Origin of the sequence: Bradyrhizobium embrapense (assembly GCF_001189235.2) — a bacterium.
Taxonomy (GTDB): domain Bacteria; phylum Pseudomonadota; class Alphaproteobacteria; order Rhizobiales; family Xanthobacteraceae; genus Bradyrhizobium; species Bradyrhizobium embrapense.
The window spans coordinates 1,500,853-1,516,255 of the sequence record NZ_LFIP02000001.1 but is presented as its reverse complement, the minus strand read 5'-3'; the positions used below and the strand labels follow the sequence as shown (position 1 = coordinate 1,516,255).

The window sequence follows — 15,403 nt, the reverse complement described above, 5'->3', positions numbered from 1 at the left end:
AAGCGTCACATCGATAATAACAAGCTGACCTAAGGGGAATTGCGATGACGATCTCTCGCCGTAACGTATTGCTGGGTGCTACCGCCGCCGCTGCGCTCGGTCCGATGGCCGCGCGCGCGCAAACGAGCGAAGTGGCAATCGGCGTGATCTATCCGCTGTCCGGCTCCAGCGCCGCGATCGGCGTCGACGCGCAGCATGCCTTCAACACCGCCGCCGACATCATCAACAAGAACCATGATTTCGCGCTGCCGCTCGCCAAGGGCGAGGGCCTGTCCGGCCTCGGCGGCGCCAAGGTCAAGCTCGTGTTCGCCGACCATCAGGCCGATCCGCAGAAGGGCCGCGCCGAGACCGAGCGGCTGATCACCCAGGAGAAGGTCTGCGCCGTCGTCGGTACCTATCAGAGCGCGGTTGCCGTCACGGTCAGCCAGACCTGCGAGCGCTACGGCGTGCCGTTCATCTCGGCCGACAATTCCTCGCCGAGCCTGCATCGCCGCGGCCTGAAATACTATTTCCGCGCCTCGCCGCACGACGAGATGTTCTCGGCCGCGATGTTCGACTTCTTCGATGCGCTGAAGAAGAAGGGCCAGAAGATCGAAACGCTGGCGCTGTTCCACGAGGACACCATCTTCGGCACCGATTCGGCGAACGCCCAGACCAAGCTCGCCGCCGAGCGCGGCTACAAGATCGTGGCCGACATCAAGTACCGTGCCAACTCGCCGTCGCTGACCGCCGAGGTGCAGCAGCTCAAGGCGGCCAATGCCGACGTGCTGATGCCGTCGAGCTACACCACCGACGCAATCCTGCTGGTCAAGACCATGGCCGAGCTCGGCTACAAGCCGAAGAACATCATGGCGCAGGACGCCGGCTTCTCGGAGAAGGCGACCTATGACGCGGTTGGCGACAAGCTTGAGGGCGTGATCTCGCGCGGCAGCTTCTCGCTCGACCTCGCGCAGAAGCGTCCGATGGTCGGCCTGATCAACGAAATGTATCGCGCCAAGTCCGGCAAGGACTTCAACGACTACACCTCGCGCCAGTTCATGGGCCTCATCATCATGGCTGATGCCGTCAATCGTGCCAAGTCGACCGACGGCGACAAGATCCGCGAGGCGCTGGTCGCCACCGACATGCCGGGCGACGTGACCATCATGCCGTGGCGTCGCGTCAAGTTCGACGAGATGGGGCAGAACAATTTCGCCGATCCGGTGCTGCTGCAATACACCGCGAAGAACTTCGTGACGATCTTCCCGGAACAGGCCGCTGTCTCCGAGGCGATCTGGCCGATGAACAGCTGATCGGTCGGACGCTAGAGGGGGGCAGACGACGGTGACAGCCGAGACCATTATCCAGAGTTTGGCGAGCGGGCTCCTGATGGGGCTGCTCTACGGACTGATCGCCGCAGGCCTCGCATTGATCTTCGGATTGATGGACGTCGTGAACTTCGCGCATGGCGAGTTCCTGATGATCGCGATGTACGCGACCTTCTTCCTGTTCGCGTTCTTCGCGATCGATCCCTTGCTCGCGGCGCCGTTGGTCGCCGCGGCATTGTTCGTGTTCGGCGCTGTGGTCTACCTGCTGGTGGTCCGCTTCGCGATGCGCGCCAAGGCCAATGCCGGCATGGTGCAGATCTTCTCGACCTTCGGCCTTGCGATCGTGATGCGCGGCCTCGCCCAGTTCTTCTTCACGCCCGACTATCGCAGCGTCACCAATTCCTGGGTCGGCGGCAAGACGATCTCGATCGCCGGGATCTATCTGCCGGAGCCGCAGCTGATCGGCGCGATGCTGTCGATCGCGGCCTTCGTCGCGCTCTACTTCTTCATCAATCGCACCGATTTCGGCCGTGCGCTGGAGGCGACGCGCGAGGATGCCGGCGCGGTGGCCCTCGTCGGCATCGACAAGAACCGGGTGTTCGCGCTCGGCTGGGGGCTCGGCGCAGCGCTGGTCGGTCTCGCCGGCGCCATCATGGCGATCTTCTTCTACATCTATCCCGACGTCGGCGCGTCGTTTGCACTGATCGCCTACGTCACCGTGGCGCTCGGCGGCTTCGGCAGCGTGTTCGGCGCCTTTGCCGGCGGCATCATCGTCGGCCTCGTGGAGGCGACCACCGCGATGATCCTGCCGCCGTCGCTGAAATCGGTCGGCATCTACGCCGTTTATTTGCTCGTCGTCTTCGTCCGCCCGCGCGGCCTGTTCGGATCGTTGTGATGGACACCCACTTCGCCCAACGCCGCAGGCGTGACCTGATCGTGGCGGCCTGCCTTGCGGCGGTCGCAGCCCTGGTGCCGCTGTTCGTCAAGGACGTCTACGTCCAGAACATCATGGTCCTGACCCTGATGTATGCCGCGCTGTCGCAGAGCTGGAACATCCTGTCCGGTTATTGCGGACAGATCTCGCTCGGCCATGCACTGTATTTCGGGCTCGGGGCCTACACCACCGCGCTCTTGTTCACCAAGTTCGGCGTGCTGCCGTGGTTCGGCATGCTGGCGGGCGGGGCGATCTCCGCCGTGATCGCGATGGCGCTCGGCTATCCCTGCTTCCGCCTGCGCGGGCATTACTTCGTGATCGCGACCATCGTGATCGCCGAGATCGCGCTGCTCCTGATCCAGAATTGGGATTGGGCGGGCGCGGCGCTCGGCATAGATATCCCGGTGCGCGGCGACAGCTGGCTGAAATTCCAGTTCGCTCGCTCGAAGCTGCCTTACTTCTATTTTGCGCTGGCGCTGGCCTGCATCGCCTGGCTCGTCACCTGGTGGCTGGAAGATTCCAAATGGGGCTACTGGTGGCGCGCGGTGAAGGACAATCCCGACGCTGCCGAGAGCCTCGGCGTGGTCGTGTTCTATTCCAAGATGGGCGCGGCGGCGGTCTCCGCGTTCCTCGTTGCCGTCGGCGGCAGCTTCTACGCCCAGTTTGTCTCCTATATCGATCCCGAGAGCGTGATGGGCTTCCAGTTTTCGCTGTTGATGGCGCTGCCCGCGGTGCTCGGCGGTATCGGCACGCTGTGGGGGCCGGTGCTCGGCGCGGTGATCCTGATCCCGCTCACCGAACTGACGCGATCCTTCGTCGGCGGCTCCGGCCGCGGCGTCGACCTGATCGTCTATGGCGCGCTGATCGTTGCGATCTCGCTGGCTCTGCCGAAGGGGCTGGTCAGCGTGTTCGGCATGCTCTCCGGGCGCAAGGAGGCCGCACGATGACGGCACTGCTGGAGACTCGCGGCGTCTGGCAGCGCTTCGGCGGCCTCGTCGCCAACAGCGACGTCTCGATCTCGGTCGGGCGCGGCGAGATCGTCGGCCTGATCGGCCCGAACGGTGCCGGCAAGTCGACGTTGTTCAACCTGATCGCGGGCGTGCTGCCGCCCACCCAGGGCTCGATCCTCTTCGACGGCGAGGACGTGACAAAGCTGCCGGCGGCCGAGCGCTGCCAGCGCGGCGTCGGGCGCACCTTCCAGGTGGTCAAGAGCTTCGAGACCATGACCGTGATCGACAACGTCATCGTCGGGGCGCTGATCCGCAACACCAAGATGCGGATCGCGCGGCAGAAGGCCTATGAGGTGCTGGAGTTCTGCGGACTTGCGGCGCGCGCCGACAAGCTAGCCGCCGATCTCGTCCCGTCGGAGAAGCGCCGGCTCGAGGTTGCCCGTGCGCTGGCGACCGAACCGAAGCTGCTGCTGCTCGACGAGGTGCTGACCGGGCTGACGCCGGTCGAGGCGCAGACTGGCGTCGAGCTGGTGCGCAAGGTGCGCGCCACCGGCGTCACCGTGCTGATGGTCGAGCACGTGATGGAAATCGTGATGCCGCTGGTCGATCGCGCCATCGTCCTCAACCTCGGCAAGGTGCTGGTCGAAGGCAAGCCGACCGAGGTCGTCCGCAATCCGGAAGTCATTTCCGCCTATCTCGGGGATCGTCATGCTGTCGGTGCGTGAAGTCACCACCGCCTATCAGGGCCTGGTTGCGATCTCCTCGGTGTCGATCGACGTCACCAAGGGTGAGATCGTCTGCGTCGCCGGCGCCAACGGCGCGGGCAAGTCGACGCTGCTGAAATCGATCGCCGGCGCCGAGCGTCCGCGCGCCGGCACCGTCACCTTCGACGGCAAGCGCATCGACGGCCAGCCGCAGCACGTCATCACCGCCGGCGGCATTGCCTTCGTGCCGGAGAACCGCCGGCTGTTTCCGCGGCTGTCGGTAAGCGACAATCTGCGGCTCGGCAGCTATCTCTATCGCAGCCAATCCGACCGCGATGCGCCGCTCGATCTGGTGTTCAATCTGTTCCCGCGGCTCGGCGAGCGGCTCGAGCAGCGCGCCGAGACCTTGTCCGGCGGCGAGCAGCAGATGCTCGCGATCGGCCGCGCGCTGATGACGCGGCCTCGGCTTCTGATGCTCGACGAGCCGTCGCAGGGCATCATGCCGAAGCTGGTCGATGAGATCTTCCAGGCCGTGAAGCGCATCCGCGACGCCGGCATGACGGTCCTGATCGTCGAGCAGCGCATGGCCGAGTGCCTGGAGATTGCGGACCGCGCCTACATCCTGCAAACCGGCCGCGTGCTGATGCAGGGCACCGCCGCCGAGATCACCGGCAATCCCGACGTCCGCAAGGCGTATCTCGGGCTCTGATCGTTGACGATGCCGCCGTAAACACGGGCGTCACCCCCGCGCAAAGGCAAAGCCTTTGCCGCTTGAGGTGCAAGCGGAGCGAGCCTCGAAGGATGGGGTTACAGCAGCGCTCGCGGCTCATCCTTCGAGGCGCGCGAGGGCGCGCACCTCAGGACGACGTCGATGTGCGCGTCAGCGCGACCCGAGGAAGCGCTAGTGCCCATGCTCCGGCAGCGTCAGCCCAAACACTTTCGTCAGATCCGCCACCTGTTCGGGCGAAAGATACCGCGGGTTCAGCCCGCGCAGCAGCAGATAGAGCTTGGCGGTTTCCTCCAGCTCCTCGGTCGCGAATACCGCCGCTTCCAGCGTGTCGCCGGAGACGACCGGGCCGTGATTGGCGAGCAGCACCGATGAATATTTCCCGGCCAGCCCCCTGATCGCGTCGGCGACGGCGGGATCGCCGGGGCGATAATAGGGCACCAGCGCGGTCTCGCCGCATTTCATGACGTAATAGGCGGTCATGGCCGGCAGCGCGGCGCGCGGGTCGATCTCGGGCAGCATCGAGAGCGCGACCGAATGGGTCGAGTGCAGATGCACCACCGCACCGGCGCTGGCGCGCGTCTGGTAGAGCGCGGTATGCAGCGGCACCTCCTTGGTCGGGGCATCGCCGGAGACGAGGCGGCCATTGCCGTCGAGCCGCGACATTTTCGCGGGATCCAGGAAGCCGAGCGAAGCGTTGGTCGGCGTCACCAGCCAACCGCCGTTGTCGAGCCGGACGCTGATATTGCCCGAGGAGCCCGGCGTCAGCCCGCGCTCGAACAGCGAGCGGCCGAACCGGCAGATGTCTTCACGAAGCTTTGTCTCGCTCATCCGATGCCGCTCCTTGAGCCATCCATTTTCCGCGTTGTCTCATGCTTTGGCAGCACGGCCAAGCCGTGATAGGCAAGCGTCAAAGCAGCCAAGAACGTTCGAGGGATCGCCGCATGTCCAGTTCCGCAACACCGCACGTCGCCGTCATCGGGCTGGGCTCGATGGGATACGGCATGGCGACCTCGCTCAAGCGCGCCGGTTTCATCGTGATCGGCTGCGATGTCTCGGCCGATGCCGTCGCCCGCTTCGTGGCCGACGGCGGCAGGGGCGCGAAAACGCCGGCCGAGGCGGCCAAGGATGCCGACATCGTCGTCAGCGTCGTCGTCAATGCGGCGCAGACCGAGGCGATCCTGTTCGGCAAGGACGGCGCGGCCGAGACCCTGGCCAAGGACGCGGTCTTTATCTCCTCGGCGACCATGGATCCCGATATCGCGCGGCGGCTGGCCAAGCAGCTCGAGGCGACTGCGCGGCACTATCTCGATGCGCCGATCTCCGGCGGCGCGCAGCGCGCGGCGCAGGGCGAATTGACGATTCTGGCCTCCGGCAGTGCGGCGGCGTTTGCGAAGGCGAGGCCGGCGCTGGATGCGATGGCCGCAAAGCTCTACGAGCTCGGCGATGCGGCAGGGCAGGGCGCCGCATTCAAGATGATCAATCAATTGCTGGCCGGCGTGCACATCGCGGCTGCTTCGGAGGCGATCGCCTTTGCCGCCAAGCAAGGCCTCGACATCCGAAAGGTCTATGAGGTGATCACGGCCTCCGCCGGCAATTCCTGGATGTTCGAGAACCGGATGCCGCATGTGCTCGACGGCGACTATGCGCCGCGCAGCGCGGTGGAGATTTTCGTGAAAGACCTCGGCATCATCCAGGACATGGCGCGCAATGCACGCTTCCCGGTGCCGGTGTCGGCCGCGGCGTTGCAGATGTTCCTGATGACGTCGGCGGCCGGCATGGGCCGCGACGACGATGCGTCGGTGGCGCGGATGTATGCGCAGGTCACCGGCACCAAGCTTCCCGGCGCGAAATAGGAGGATCGAAAAATGCCCCGCTTTGCCGCCAACCTCACCATGATGTTCAACGAGGTCCCGTTCCTCGACCGCTTCGACGCGGCGGCGAAAGCGGGCTTCACCGCGGTCGAGTTCCTGTTTCCGTACGACCATCCGGCCGAGGAGGTCGGCAAACGGCTGAAGGCCGCCGGGCTGACGCAGGCGCTGTTCAACCTGCCGCCGGGCGACTGGAACGCCGGCGAGAAGGGATTTGCGGCGCTGCCGGATCGCTTCGCCGATCTGCAAGCGAGCCTGAAGACCGCGCTGCCTTATGCGCAGGCGACCGGCGTCAAGCGCCTGCATCTGATGGCAGGTATTGCCGACCGCAGTGATCGACGCGCAGTGGAGGCCTTCTACAAATCCGTCGCGACCGCCGCGGAGTTCTTCGCGCCGCACGACCTCGACGTCGTGATCGAGCCGATCAATCCGCGCAATGTGCCCGGCTACTTCCTCAATGATTTCAACTTCGCGTACGACCTGATCAACGAGCTGAAGATTCCAAATCTCAAGCTGCAGTTCGACATCTATCACTGCCAGATCATCCATGGCGACGTCACGATGCGGCTGCGTGAGATGATGCCGATCATCGGCCACATCCAGATCGCCTCGATCCCCTCGCGCAACGAGCCGGACGGCGAGGAGCTCAACTATCCGTTCCTGTTCGGTGAGCTAGACCGGCTCGGCTATCGCGGCTTCGTCGGCTGCGAATACAATCCGCGCGGCAAGACCACCGATGGTCTCGCCTGGTTCAAGCCCTATGCCGGAGTGAAGCCGTGACGCAAGCCGGAAAGCTGTCGCTCGGCTGCATCGCCGACGACTATACGGGCGCCTCCGACCTCGCCAACACGCTGACCCGCGCCGGCCTGCGCACGGTGCAGACCATCGGCGTGCCTGCGGACGATCTCGCGCTGCCGGAGGTCGACGCCGTCGTGGTGTCGCTGAAGAGCCGTTCGATCGAGGCCGGCCTCGCGGTGGCGCGTTCGCGCGCGGCGGAAGCCTGGCTGCGCGACCGGGGCGCCGGGCATATCCTGTTCAAGATCTGCTCGACCTTCGATTCCACCGATGCCGGCAATATCGGTCCGGTGATGGACGCGCTGCGCGCCGATTCGAAAGACGCCATCGTGCTGGTGACGCCGGCGTTCCCGGAAACCGGCCGCACCGTCTATCAGGGCAATCTGTTCGTCGGCTCGGTGCCGCTGAACGAGAGCCCGCTGAAGGACCATCCGCTCAACCCGATGCATGATTCCAATCTGGTCCGCGTGCTGGCGCGCCAGAGTAAGAACAAGGTCGGCCTGGTCGATCTGGCGACGCTGAGCCGTGGTGCGGATGCGGTTCGGGCGAAGCTCGCCGAGCTCGTGCGCGCTGGCGTCGGCGCTGCTGTTGTCGATGCGGTATTCGACCGCGATCTTGAGACCATCGGGCAGGTAGCGCTCGATCACGGTCTGTCGGTCGGCGCCTCCGGCATCGGGCTTGGATTGGCGCGGACGCTGGCCGCTGGCAAAGCCAAATCGGCTGCCGTGAATGCTGTGACCAGCGCCGCGATCGGCGGGCCGGCCGCCTGCCTCGCCGGCAGTTGCTCGCAGGCGACGCTGCGCCAGATCGCCAGCGCCGAGAAGGTGATGCCGGTGCTGCACCTCGATCCCGAGCAGATCATCGCCGGCAGGGACGAGGCGCAGCGCGCGCTCGCCTGGGCGAAGGAGCGCCTCGGGGCGGGTCCAATCCTGATCGCCAGCAGTTCGACGCCGGACGAGGTGGCTGCTCTGCAATCCCGTCATGGCCGTGATGCAGCCGGACATGCGATCGAGCAGGCGATGGCAGACCTCGCGGAGGGGCTGGTGCAGTCGGGCGTGCGCAGGCTGGTGGTCGCCGGTGGTGAAACTTCAGGCGCCGTGGTCGATCGCCTGGGTATCCCGGGATTCCTGGTCGGGGCGGAAATCGCTGCGGGCGTGCCGGTTCTGCGGGCGGTCGGCGCTGGAGAAGGCCAGATGGTGCTTGCCCTGAAATCAGGCAATTTCGGCGGGCCGGAGTTCTTCTCGGACGCGCTCGCATTGATGCCTTGATGCGCCTGTCGCGCCTCATGTCGGGCTGATGACTGATATCTCCGTAGTTCAACGGTGAACCAAATTAACCCTACTTAAGGAGGGGGGCTGGCTTTGATATCTGCGGCGCACCGCCGCGCCACCAGCCTTCCTTCCGCACGAACGGGCCTCGCGAGCCCGGCACCCAAGAGACCCCACGATGTTCGCCAAATTCTCGGTCCGCGCCAAGATCATTGCCGCGGTTGCGTTCCTGCTTGTCGCGCTGACGGGCATGGGCCTGCTTGCAGTCTGGAATATGCGGGCGATCAACGCCAGCACCGTCGACATCACGACCAACTGGTTGCCGAGCGTGCGCGTGCTCGGCGAGCTGCGCGCCGGCGTCATCACCTACCGCAACGTGATCCGCGAACACATGCTCTCGGAAACGCTGGAAGAGAAGCTGGCCGCCGAAAAGACGCTCGCCGGCGTCGTCGAGATGAACACAAAGGCGCGCGCCAGGTACGAGCCGATGATCACCTCACCCGAAGAGCGGGCGCTCTACCGGCAGTGGTCCGACACCTGGGACAAGTACCGCAAGGGCACCGAGGAAGTGATGAGCCTGTCGCGCAAGGAAGTCGGCAAACTTCCGCATGAGGCGCACGAGCTCAACACCAAGGTTGTGAACAAGATCGGTCTCGAGGCCGATGAGATCCTGAACAAGGACATCGAGCTCAACAACATCGGAGCCGAAAAGGCCGCGCAGGATGCCGCCAGCAATTACAGCTCGGCACTGATGATGGTCGCCATCTTGCTCGGCGTAGCCATCCTGATCAGTGTCGGCGTCAGCTTCTACACCGTCCGCGACATCTCGTCGGGCATCGCCTCGATCGTGAGCCCGATGCAGGCGCTAGGCCGCGGCGACCTGACCGCCGAGGTGCCGCACCAGGGTGAAAAGACCGAGATCGGCGCCATGGCCGACACGCTGCAGGTGTTCAAGGAGGCGCTGATCGCCAAGAGGGCGGCCGATGAGGCCGCAGCGGCCGACGCCGAGGCCAAGATCGAGCGCGGTCGCCGCGTCGATAGCATCACCCGCAATTTCGAGCAGATGATCGGTGAGATCGTGCAGACCGTGTCGTCGGCCTCGACCCAGCTCGAAGCCTCGGCCGCTACGCTGTCGTCGACCGCAAGGCGTTCGCAGGAATTGACCACCTCGGTTGCCGCGGCGTCCGAGGAGGCCTCGACCAACGTCCAGTCGGTCGCGTCGGCGACCGAAGAGCTGTCGTCGTCGGTGACCGAGATCAGCCGTCAAGTGCAGGAGTCGGCGCGGATGGCGGGCGACGCCGTCGGCCAGGCGCGAACCACCAACGATCGCGTCAGCGAATTGTCGAAGGCTGCCGCGCGCATCGGCGACGTCGTCGAACTGATCAACACGATTGCCGGCCAGACCAACCTGCTGGCGCTGAACGCCACCATCGAGGCGGCGCGCGCCGGCGAGGCGGGCCGCGGCTTCGCGGTCGTGGCGTCCGAGGTCAAGGCGCTGGCTGAGCAGACCGCGAAGGCGACCGGCGAGATCGGTCAGCAGATCGCCGGCATCCAGACCGCAACTCAGGAGTCGGTCGGCGCCATCAAGGAGATCTCGTCGACCATCGAGCGGCTGTCGGAGATCTCGTCCACCATCGCCGCCGCGGTCGAAGAGCAGGGCGCGGCGACGCAGGAGATTTCCCGCAACGTGCAGCAGGCGGCGCAGGGCACCCAGCAGGTCTCGGCCAACATCACCGACGTGCAACACGGCGCCAACGAAACCGGCTCGGCTTCGACCCAGGTGCTGTCGGCGGCACAGTCGCTCTCGGGTGACAGCAACCGCCTCAAGCTCGAAGTCGGCAGGTTCCTTGAGGCCGTCCGCGCGGCCTGATCCGGCGTCGCCGGTCGGGCCATACAGACATCGTCGTCGGGGCAACCGATCCAGGCGTGGTGAGCCGACCGGCTCACCACGTTTTGCATTTTTGCAGGGCAGCGATGCGTTAGCCTCCTGACAGCCGCAACGGCGTGCTCGGCCAGCGCCTGTTCGCAGCAGAGCCGTCCCTTTTCTGACGATGATCAGAGCGCGATCGGCGGCACGGTGCGCGGCGTACCCGATCGGAGCGCACGACTTCACGTACTATGCCAAGGAAGTGAAGGCCGTCGCGGCTCCACAGGTTGGCGTTTTGCCCGGCATCGGGTAAATCGGCCGCTGCGGAACGGCTTTTGCAGTGCCGATTCCTCTGCCTGGGCGGGCTTCATTTCGGGAATGCTGGTTTTATGATCGCACTGGTTCGTATCGCGCTGAGCCGGCCATATACTTTCGTCGTGCTCGCGATCCTGCTTTTGATCATCGGACCGCTGGCAGCACTGCGCACGCCGACCGACATCTTTCCCGAGATCCGCATTCCCGTGATCGGCGTGGCCTGGCAGTACACCGGCTTGCCGCCGGACCAGATGTCCGGACGCATTACCACGCCCTTCGAGCGTACGTTGACCACGACGGTCAACGACATCGAGCACATCGTTGCGAACTCCTATAACGGCATCGGCATCGTCAAGATCTTCTTCCAGCCCAATGTCGATATCCGCACCGCCAACGCGCAGGTCACCGCGATCGCCCAGACCCTGCTCAAGCAGCTGCCGCCGGGCGCGACCCCGCCGCTGATCCTCAACTATAGCGCCTCGACGGTTCCGATCATTCAGGTCGCGCTGTCGGGTGACGGCCTCACGGAGCAGAACCTCGCCGACATCGGCATCAACCAGTTGCGCACGCCGCTGGTCACGGTGCCCGGAGCCGCGATCCCCTATCCCTATGGCGGCAAGCAGCGCCAGATCCAGATCGACCTCAATTCGACCGCCCTGCAGGCGCGCGGCCTGTCGGGCCAGGATGTCGCCAATGCGCTCGCTGCGCAGAACCTGATCACGCCGGTCGGCACCCAGAAGATCGGCAGTTTCGAATATACCATCAACCTGAACAACTCGCCGCTCCGCATCGAGGAGCTCGGCGACCTGCCGATCAAGACCGTCAACGGTGCCATGGTCTATGTGCGCGACGTCGCCACCGTCCGCGACGGCAACCCGCCGCAGACCAACATCGTTCACGTCGACGGCAATCGTTCGGTGCTGATGATGGTGCTGAAGGCCGGCGCGGTTTCGACGCTCGATATCATTGCCGGCATCAAGCAGAAGGTGATCGACGTCAAGGACCAGCTGCCCGACGCGCTGAAGATCGGCTTCGTCGGCGACCAGTCGGTGTTCGTCCGCGGCGCGATCACCGGCGTCGCCTTCGAAGGCGTGATCGCCGCGCTGCTGACCAGCGTCATGATCCTGCTGTTCCTCGGCAGCTGGCGCTCCACCGTCATCATCGCGGTCTCGATCCCGCTGTCGGTGCTCGGTGCCATCATCATGCTGTCGGCGATCGGCGAGACGCTCAACATCATGACGCTCGGCGGCCTCGCGCTCGCGGTCGGCATCCTGGTCGACGACGCCACGGTGACGATCGAGAACATCAATTACCATCTGGAGCAGGGCAAGCCGGTCGAGCAATCGATCCTCGACGGCGCCAACCAGATCGTGACGCCGGCCTTCGTCTCGCTGCTCTGCATCTGCATCGTGTTCGTGCCGATGTTCTTCCTGACCGGCGTCGCGCGCTTCCTGTTCGTGCCGATGGCCGAAGCCGTGATGTTTGCGATGATCTGGTCGTTCATCCTGTCGCGCACCCTGGTGCCGACCATGGCGAACTACCTGCTGCAGGCGCATGTGCATCACGACGGGCCGCCGCCGAAGTCGCGCAATCCCTTCGTCTGGTTCCAGCGTGGCTTCGAGGCGCGGTTCGAGCGCATTCGCGCCGGCTACCGCGGGCTGCTTGATATGGCGCTCGGCCATCGCAAGGTGTTCGTCGGCGGCTTCCTCGCGATCGTCGCGGCGTCGTTCCTGCTGGTGCCGTTCCTGGGGCGCAACTTCTTCCCGGCGGTCGACGCCGGCAACATCCTGATGCATGTGCGCACCCAGGTCGGCACCCGCGTCGAGGAGACCGCCAACCAGATGGCGGATGTCCAGAAGGCGATCCGCAAGCTGATCCCGGGCGAGATCGAGACCATGACCGACAACATCGGCATGCCGATCTCCAGCATCAACCTGACCTACAACAACACCGGCGTGATCGGCCCGCAGGATGCCGACATCCAGATCAAGCTGAAAGAAGGTCACAGGCCGACCGAGCAGCATGTGCGCACGCTGCGTGAGCAGTTGCCGCGGCTGTTCCCGGGCACCAGTTTCTCCTTCCTGCCGGCCGACATCGTCAGCCAGATCCTGAACTTCGGCGCGCCGGCGCCGATCGACCTGCAGATCCGCGGCGCCAATCTCGAGGCCAACTACGCCTATGCCAACAAGCTGCTGGCGAAGATCAAGCGGATTCCCGGCATCGCCGACGCGCGGATCCAGCAGTCACCGAACAACCCGACCTTCAACATCGATGTCGACCGCACCCGCGCGCAATATGTCGGTCTGACCGAGCGCGACGTCACCAACGCGCTGGTCGTCAACCTCGCCGGCTCCTCGCAGGTCGCGCCGACCTATTATCTCAATCCCGATAACGGCGTGTCCTATTCGATCGTGATGCAGACGCCGCAGTACCAGATCGATTCGCTGAGCGCGCTGCAGACGCTGCCGATCACCGCGTCCGGCAACACCCAGGCGCCGATCCTCGGCGGCATCGCCGACATCAAGCGCGCGACCTCGAGCGCGGTCGTCTCGCAATACGACATCCAGTCGCTGGTGCAGATCTACGCCACGACGCAGGGCCGCGATCTCGGCGGCGTCGCCACCGACGTGCGTCAGCTGATCGCGGACACCGCCAAGGAGGTGCCGAAGGGCTCGTCCGTGGTGCTGCTCGGTCAGGTGCAGACCATGAACTCGGCCTTCACAGGCCTGCTGTTCGGGCTGCTCGGCGCGGTCGTCTTGATCTACTTCCTGATCGTGGTGAACTTCCAGTCGTGGTCGGATCCGTTCGTGATCATCACGGCGTTGCCCGCCGCACTCGCCGGCATCGTCTGGATGCTTTTCACGACCGAGACCACGCTGTCGGTTCCGGCGCTCACCGGCGCCATCATGTGCATGGGCGTTGCGACCGCCAACAGCGTGCTGGTGATCAGTTTCGCCCGCGAGCGCTACGAGGAGCTCGGCGATCCCGTCGCGGCGGCGCTGGAGGCCGGATTCGTCCGGTTCCGCCCGGTGCTGATGACCGCGCTCGCCATGATCATCGGCATGGCGCCGATGGCGCTGGGACTCGGCGAGGGCGGCGAGCAGAACGCTCCGCTGGGCCGCGCCGTGATCGGCGGCCTGATCTTTGCAACCTTCGCGACGCTGATGTTTGTTCCCGTGGTATTCAGTATGGTACACAAGAAGCAAGGCGTCAAAGCCGCCGCCTCATCGGAGATTCCGCATGCAGCCCACTGAACAGCGCCCACCGGTGTCTCACCGGAGATTGGGCATTTTCGGCGTGGTTGCACTGGTCGGTGCGGGGCTGATCGTCGGCACCGGCATCCGTGCCCGTGAGGAGCAGGACAACCGGCTGAAGCAATGGACCGATGACCAAGCCATTCCGACGGTCGCGGTGGCGCTACCCAACGCCAAGGCGTTGAGCCCCACGATCGATCTCCCGGGCCGGCTCGAGGCCTATTCCCGCGCGCCGATCTATGCCCGGGTGTCCGGCTATCTGAAGAACTGGGACGCCGACATCGGCGCCCGCGTCAAGGCCGGCCAGGTGATCGCCGAGATCGAGGCGCCTGACCTCGACCAGCAACTGCTGCAGGCGCGCGCCGATCTCGCCAGCGCTCAGGCCTCGGCCAAGCTCTCCGAGGCCACGCTGAACCGGCGCAAGACGCTGGTCGCCTCGAACTTCGTCTCCGCCCAGGAGATCGACGAGCGCACCGCCGACCTCTCCAACAAGAACGGTGCGGTCAAGGCCGGCCAGGCCAATGTCGAGCGGCTGGAAGCGCTTGCCGGATACAAGAAGATCACGGCGCCGTTCGATGGCGTGGTGACCTCGCGCGACACCGACGTCGGCGCGCTGATCAACGCCGGCGGCGGCTCGGGCCCCGCGATGTTCACGATTTCCGACATCACCAAGCTGCGCGTCTATGTCAACGTGCCGCAGAACTACGTGCCGGCGATCAAGATCGGCGCCAAGGCCACGCTGGCATTGCCGGATTACCCGAACCGCAGCTTCCAGGCGACGGTGGAGGCCTCCTCGCAGGCCGTCGATGTTGCCTCCGGCACCACGCGGATGCAGCTCGGGCTCGACAATTCGTCCGGCGAGCTGATGCCGGGCAGCTATGCGAGCGTGAAGCTCAATTTGCAGCGCGAGTCCTCGCCGCTCAGCATTCCCGCCAGCGCTCTGATCTTCAACAGCAACGGCCTGCGGGTCGCGACCGTCAGCCCTGATGACAAAGTGCTGTTCAAGACCGTCAAGATCGGTCGAGACCTCGGCAAGGAGATCGAGGTCGCCTCGGGTCTCGCGCCCGACGACCGCATCATCACCGCCCCGCCGGACGGGCTCGCCGACGGCGACCACGTCCGCGTCACCGGCGCCGGCGCCAAGGGCAAGCCGACGACGGCGTCCGAGAAGCAGGACGTGAAGGGGTAGGGCGCAAGGCGCCCTCTTACCTCGCCCCGCTTGCGGGGAGAGGTCGGATCGCATCGTCAGATGCGATCCGGGTGAGGTGGTACAGGTCTAACCATGTTCAGAACTCGCCGAAGCAGCCCCTCTCCGCGCAAGAGCGGGGCGAGGGAGAACTGCTAAAGCGCGATGAGATTCGGTCGAATCACCTTCGCGCTTTAGCTCCTTGTTTGAGCATGATCTTTTCGG

Annotated in this window: 12 protein-coding genes; 11 read left to right on the top strand and 1 reads right to left on the bottom strand. The window is 65.2% G+C overall.

All coding sequences use genetic code 11. From position 1 onward, the window contains the following. Positions 1–44: 44 nt before the first annotated feature. From AKN83_RS07205 to AKN83_RS07185, 5 genes are read left to right on the top strand one after another with little or no spacing between them, the layout of a single operon-like run. Positions 45–1,292, top strand: a complete 1,248-nt coding sequence (locus AKN83_RS07205) for an ABC transporter substrate-binding protein (protein WP_050406781.1) — start codon at positions 45–47, stop codon at positions 1,290–1,292. Positions 1,293–1,323: 31 nt separating this feature from the next. Then, a complete protein-coding gene (locus AKN83_RS07200) occupies positions 1,324–2,202 on the top strand; it encodes a branched-chain amino acid ABC transporter permease (protein WP_050406780.1) in 879 nt (292 codons plus the stop codon). Then, complete coding sequence (locus tag AKN83_RS07195; protein ID WP_063695219.1) at positions 2,202–3,188, top strand: branched-chain amino acid ABC transporter permease; 987 nt, start codon at positions 2,202–2,204, stop codon at positions 3,186–3,188. The genes AKN83_RS07200 and AKN83_RS07195 overlap by 1 nt, the downstream gene beginning before the upstream one ends. After that, a complete protein-coding gene (locus tag AKN83_RS07190; protein ID WP_050406779.1) occupies positions 3,185–3,916 on the top strand; it encodes an ABC transporter ATP-binding protein in 732 nt (243 codons plus the stop codon). The genes AKN83_RS07195 and AKN83_RS07190 overlap by 4 nt, the downstream gene beginning before the upstream one ends. Then, on the top strand, positions 3,900–4,604 hold the full coding sequence (locus AKN83_RS07185) for an ABC transporter ATP-binding protein (protein WP_063695218.1): 705 nt from the start codon (positions 3,900–3,902) through the stop codon (positions 4,602–4,604). The genes AKN83_RS07190 and AKN83_RS07185 overlap by 17 nt, the downstream gene beginning before the upstream one ends. Before the next feature lie 192 nt (positions 4,605–4,796). On the opposite strand, the gene otnC is transcribed toward AKN83_RS07185, so the two are convergent. Continuing rightward, positions 4,797–5,453, bottom strand: coding sequence for a 3-oxo-tetronate 4-phosphate decarboxylase (otnC, locus tag AKN83_RS07180; RefSeq protein ID WP_050406777.1), 657 nt, complete (start codon positions 5,451–5,453; stop codon positions 4,797–4,799). 41 nt (positions 5,454–5,494) lie between these two features. Here otnC and ltnD point away from each other — a divergent pair, with 41 nt between their 5' ends. The 6 genes from ltnD (at position 5,495) to AKN83_RS07150 (ending at position 15,181) form a co-directional block, all read left to right on the top strand. Then, complete coding sequence (gene ltnD / locus AKN83_RS07175) at positions 5,495–6,478, top strand: L-threonate dehydrogenase (RefSeq protein WP_283807355.1); 984 nt, start codon at positions 5,495–5,497, stop codon at positions 6,476–6,478. A gap of 12 nt (positions 6,479–6,490) precedes the next feature. After that, on the top strand, positions 6,491–7,273 hold the full coding sequence (gene otnI, locus AKN83_RS07170) for a 2-oxo-tetronate isomerase (RefSeq protein ID WP_050406775.1): 783 nt from the start codon (positions 6,491–6,493) through the stop codon (positions 7,271–7,273). After that, positions 7,270–8,556: a 3-oxo-tetronate kinase gene (gene otnK / locus AKN83_RS07165; protein WP_050406774.1), complete on the top strand. Its 1,287-nt coding sequence runs from the start codon at positions 7,270–7,272 to the stop codon at positions 8,554–8,556. Before otnI ends, otnK begins: the two co-directional genes overlap by 4 nt. Positions 8,557–8,734: 178 nt before the next feature. Next, a complete protein-coding gene (locus AKN83_RS07160; protein ID WP_050406773.1) occupies positions 8,735–10,426 on the top strand; it encodes a methyl-accepting chemotaxis protein in 1,692 nt (563 codons plus the stop codon). 386 nt (positions 10,427–10,812) lie between these two features. Continuing rightward, complete coding sequence (locus AKN83_RS07155; RefSeq protein WP_050406772.1) at positions 10,813–13,992, top strand: efflux RND transporter permease subunit; 3,180 nt, start codon at positions 10,813–10,815, stop codon at positions 13,990–13,992. After that, a complete protein-coding gene (locus AKN83_RS07150) occupies positions 13,979–15,181 on the top strand; it encodes an efflux RND transporter periplasmic adaptor subunit (protein WP_050406771.1) in 1,203 nt (400 codons plus the stop codon). Before AKN83_RS07155 ends, AKN83_RS07150 begins: the two co-directional genes overlap by 14 nt. The last annotated feature ends 222 nt before the right edge of the window (positions 15,182–15,403 follow it).

Coding starts and splice junctions, on each gene's coding strand:
- AKN83_RS07150 (WP_050406771.1), top strand. CDS start 13,979: ATGCAGCCCACTGAACAGCGCCCACCGGTGTCTCACCGGAGATTGGGC.
- AKN83_RS07195 (WP_063695219.1), top strand. CDS start 2,202: ATGGACACCCACTTCGCCCAACGCCGCAGGCGTGACCTGATCGTGGCG.
- otnI (WP_050406775.1), top strand. CDS start 6,491: ATGCCCCGCTTTGCCGCCAACCTCACCATGATGTTCAACGAGGTCCCG.
- AKN83_RS07160 (WP_050406773.1), top strand. CDS start 8,735: ATGTTCGCCAAATTCTCGGTCCGCGCCAAGATCATTGCCGCGGTTGCG.
- ltnD (WP_283807355.1), top strand. CDS start 5,495: ATGCTTTGGCAGCACGGCCAAGCCGTGATAGGCAAGCGTCAAAGCAGC.
- AKN83_RS07205 (WP_050406781.1), top strand. CDS start 45: ATGACGATCTCTCGCCGTAACGTATTGCTGGGTGCTACCGCCGCCGCT.
- otnC (WP_050406777.1), bottom strand. CDS start 5,453: ATGAGCGAGACAAAGCTTCGTGAAGACATCTGCCGGTTCGGCCGCTCG.
- AKN83_RS07155 (WP_050406772.1), top strand. CDS start 10,813: ATGATCGCACTGGTTCGTATCGCGCTGAGCCGGCCATATACTTTCGTC.
- AKN83_RS07185 (WP_063695218.1), top strand. CDS start 3,900: ATGCTGTCGGTGCGTGAAGTCACCACCGCCTATCAGGGCCTGGTTGCG.
- AKN83_RS07190 (WP_050406779.1), top strand. CDS start 3,185: ATGACGGCACTGCTGGAGACTCGCGGCGTCTGGCAGCGCTTCGGCGGC.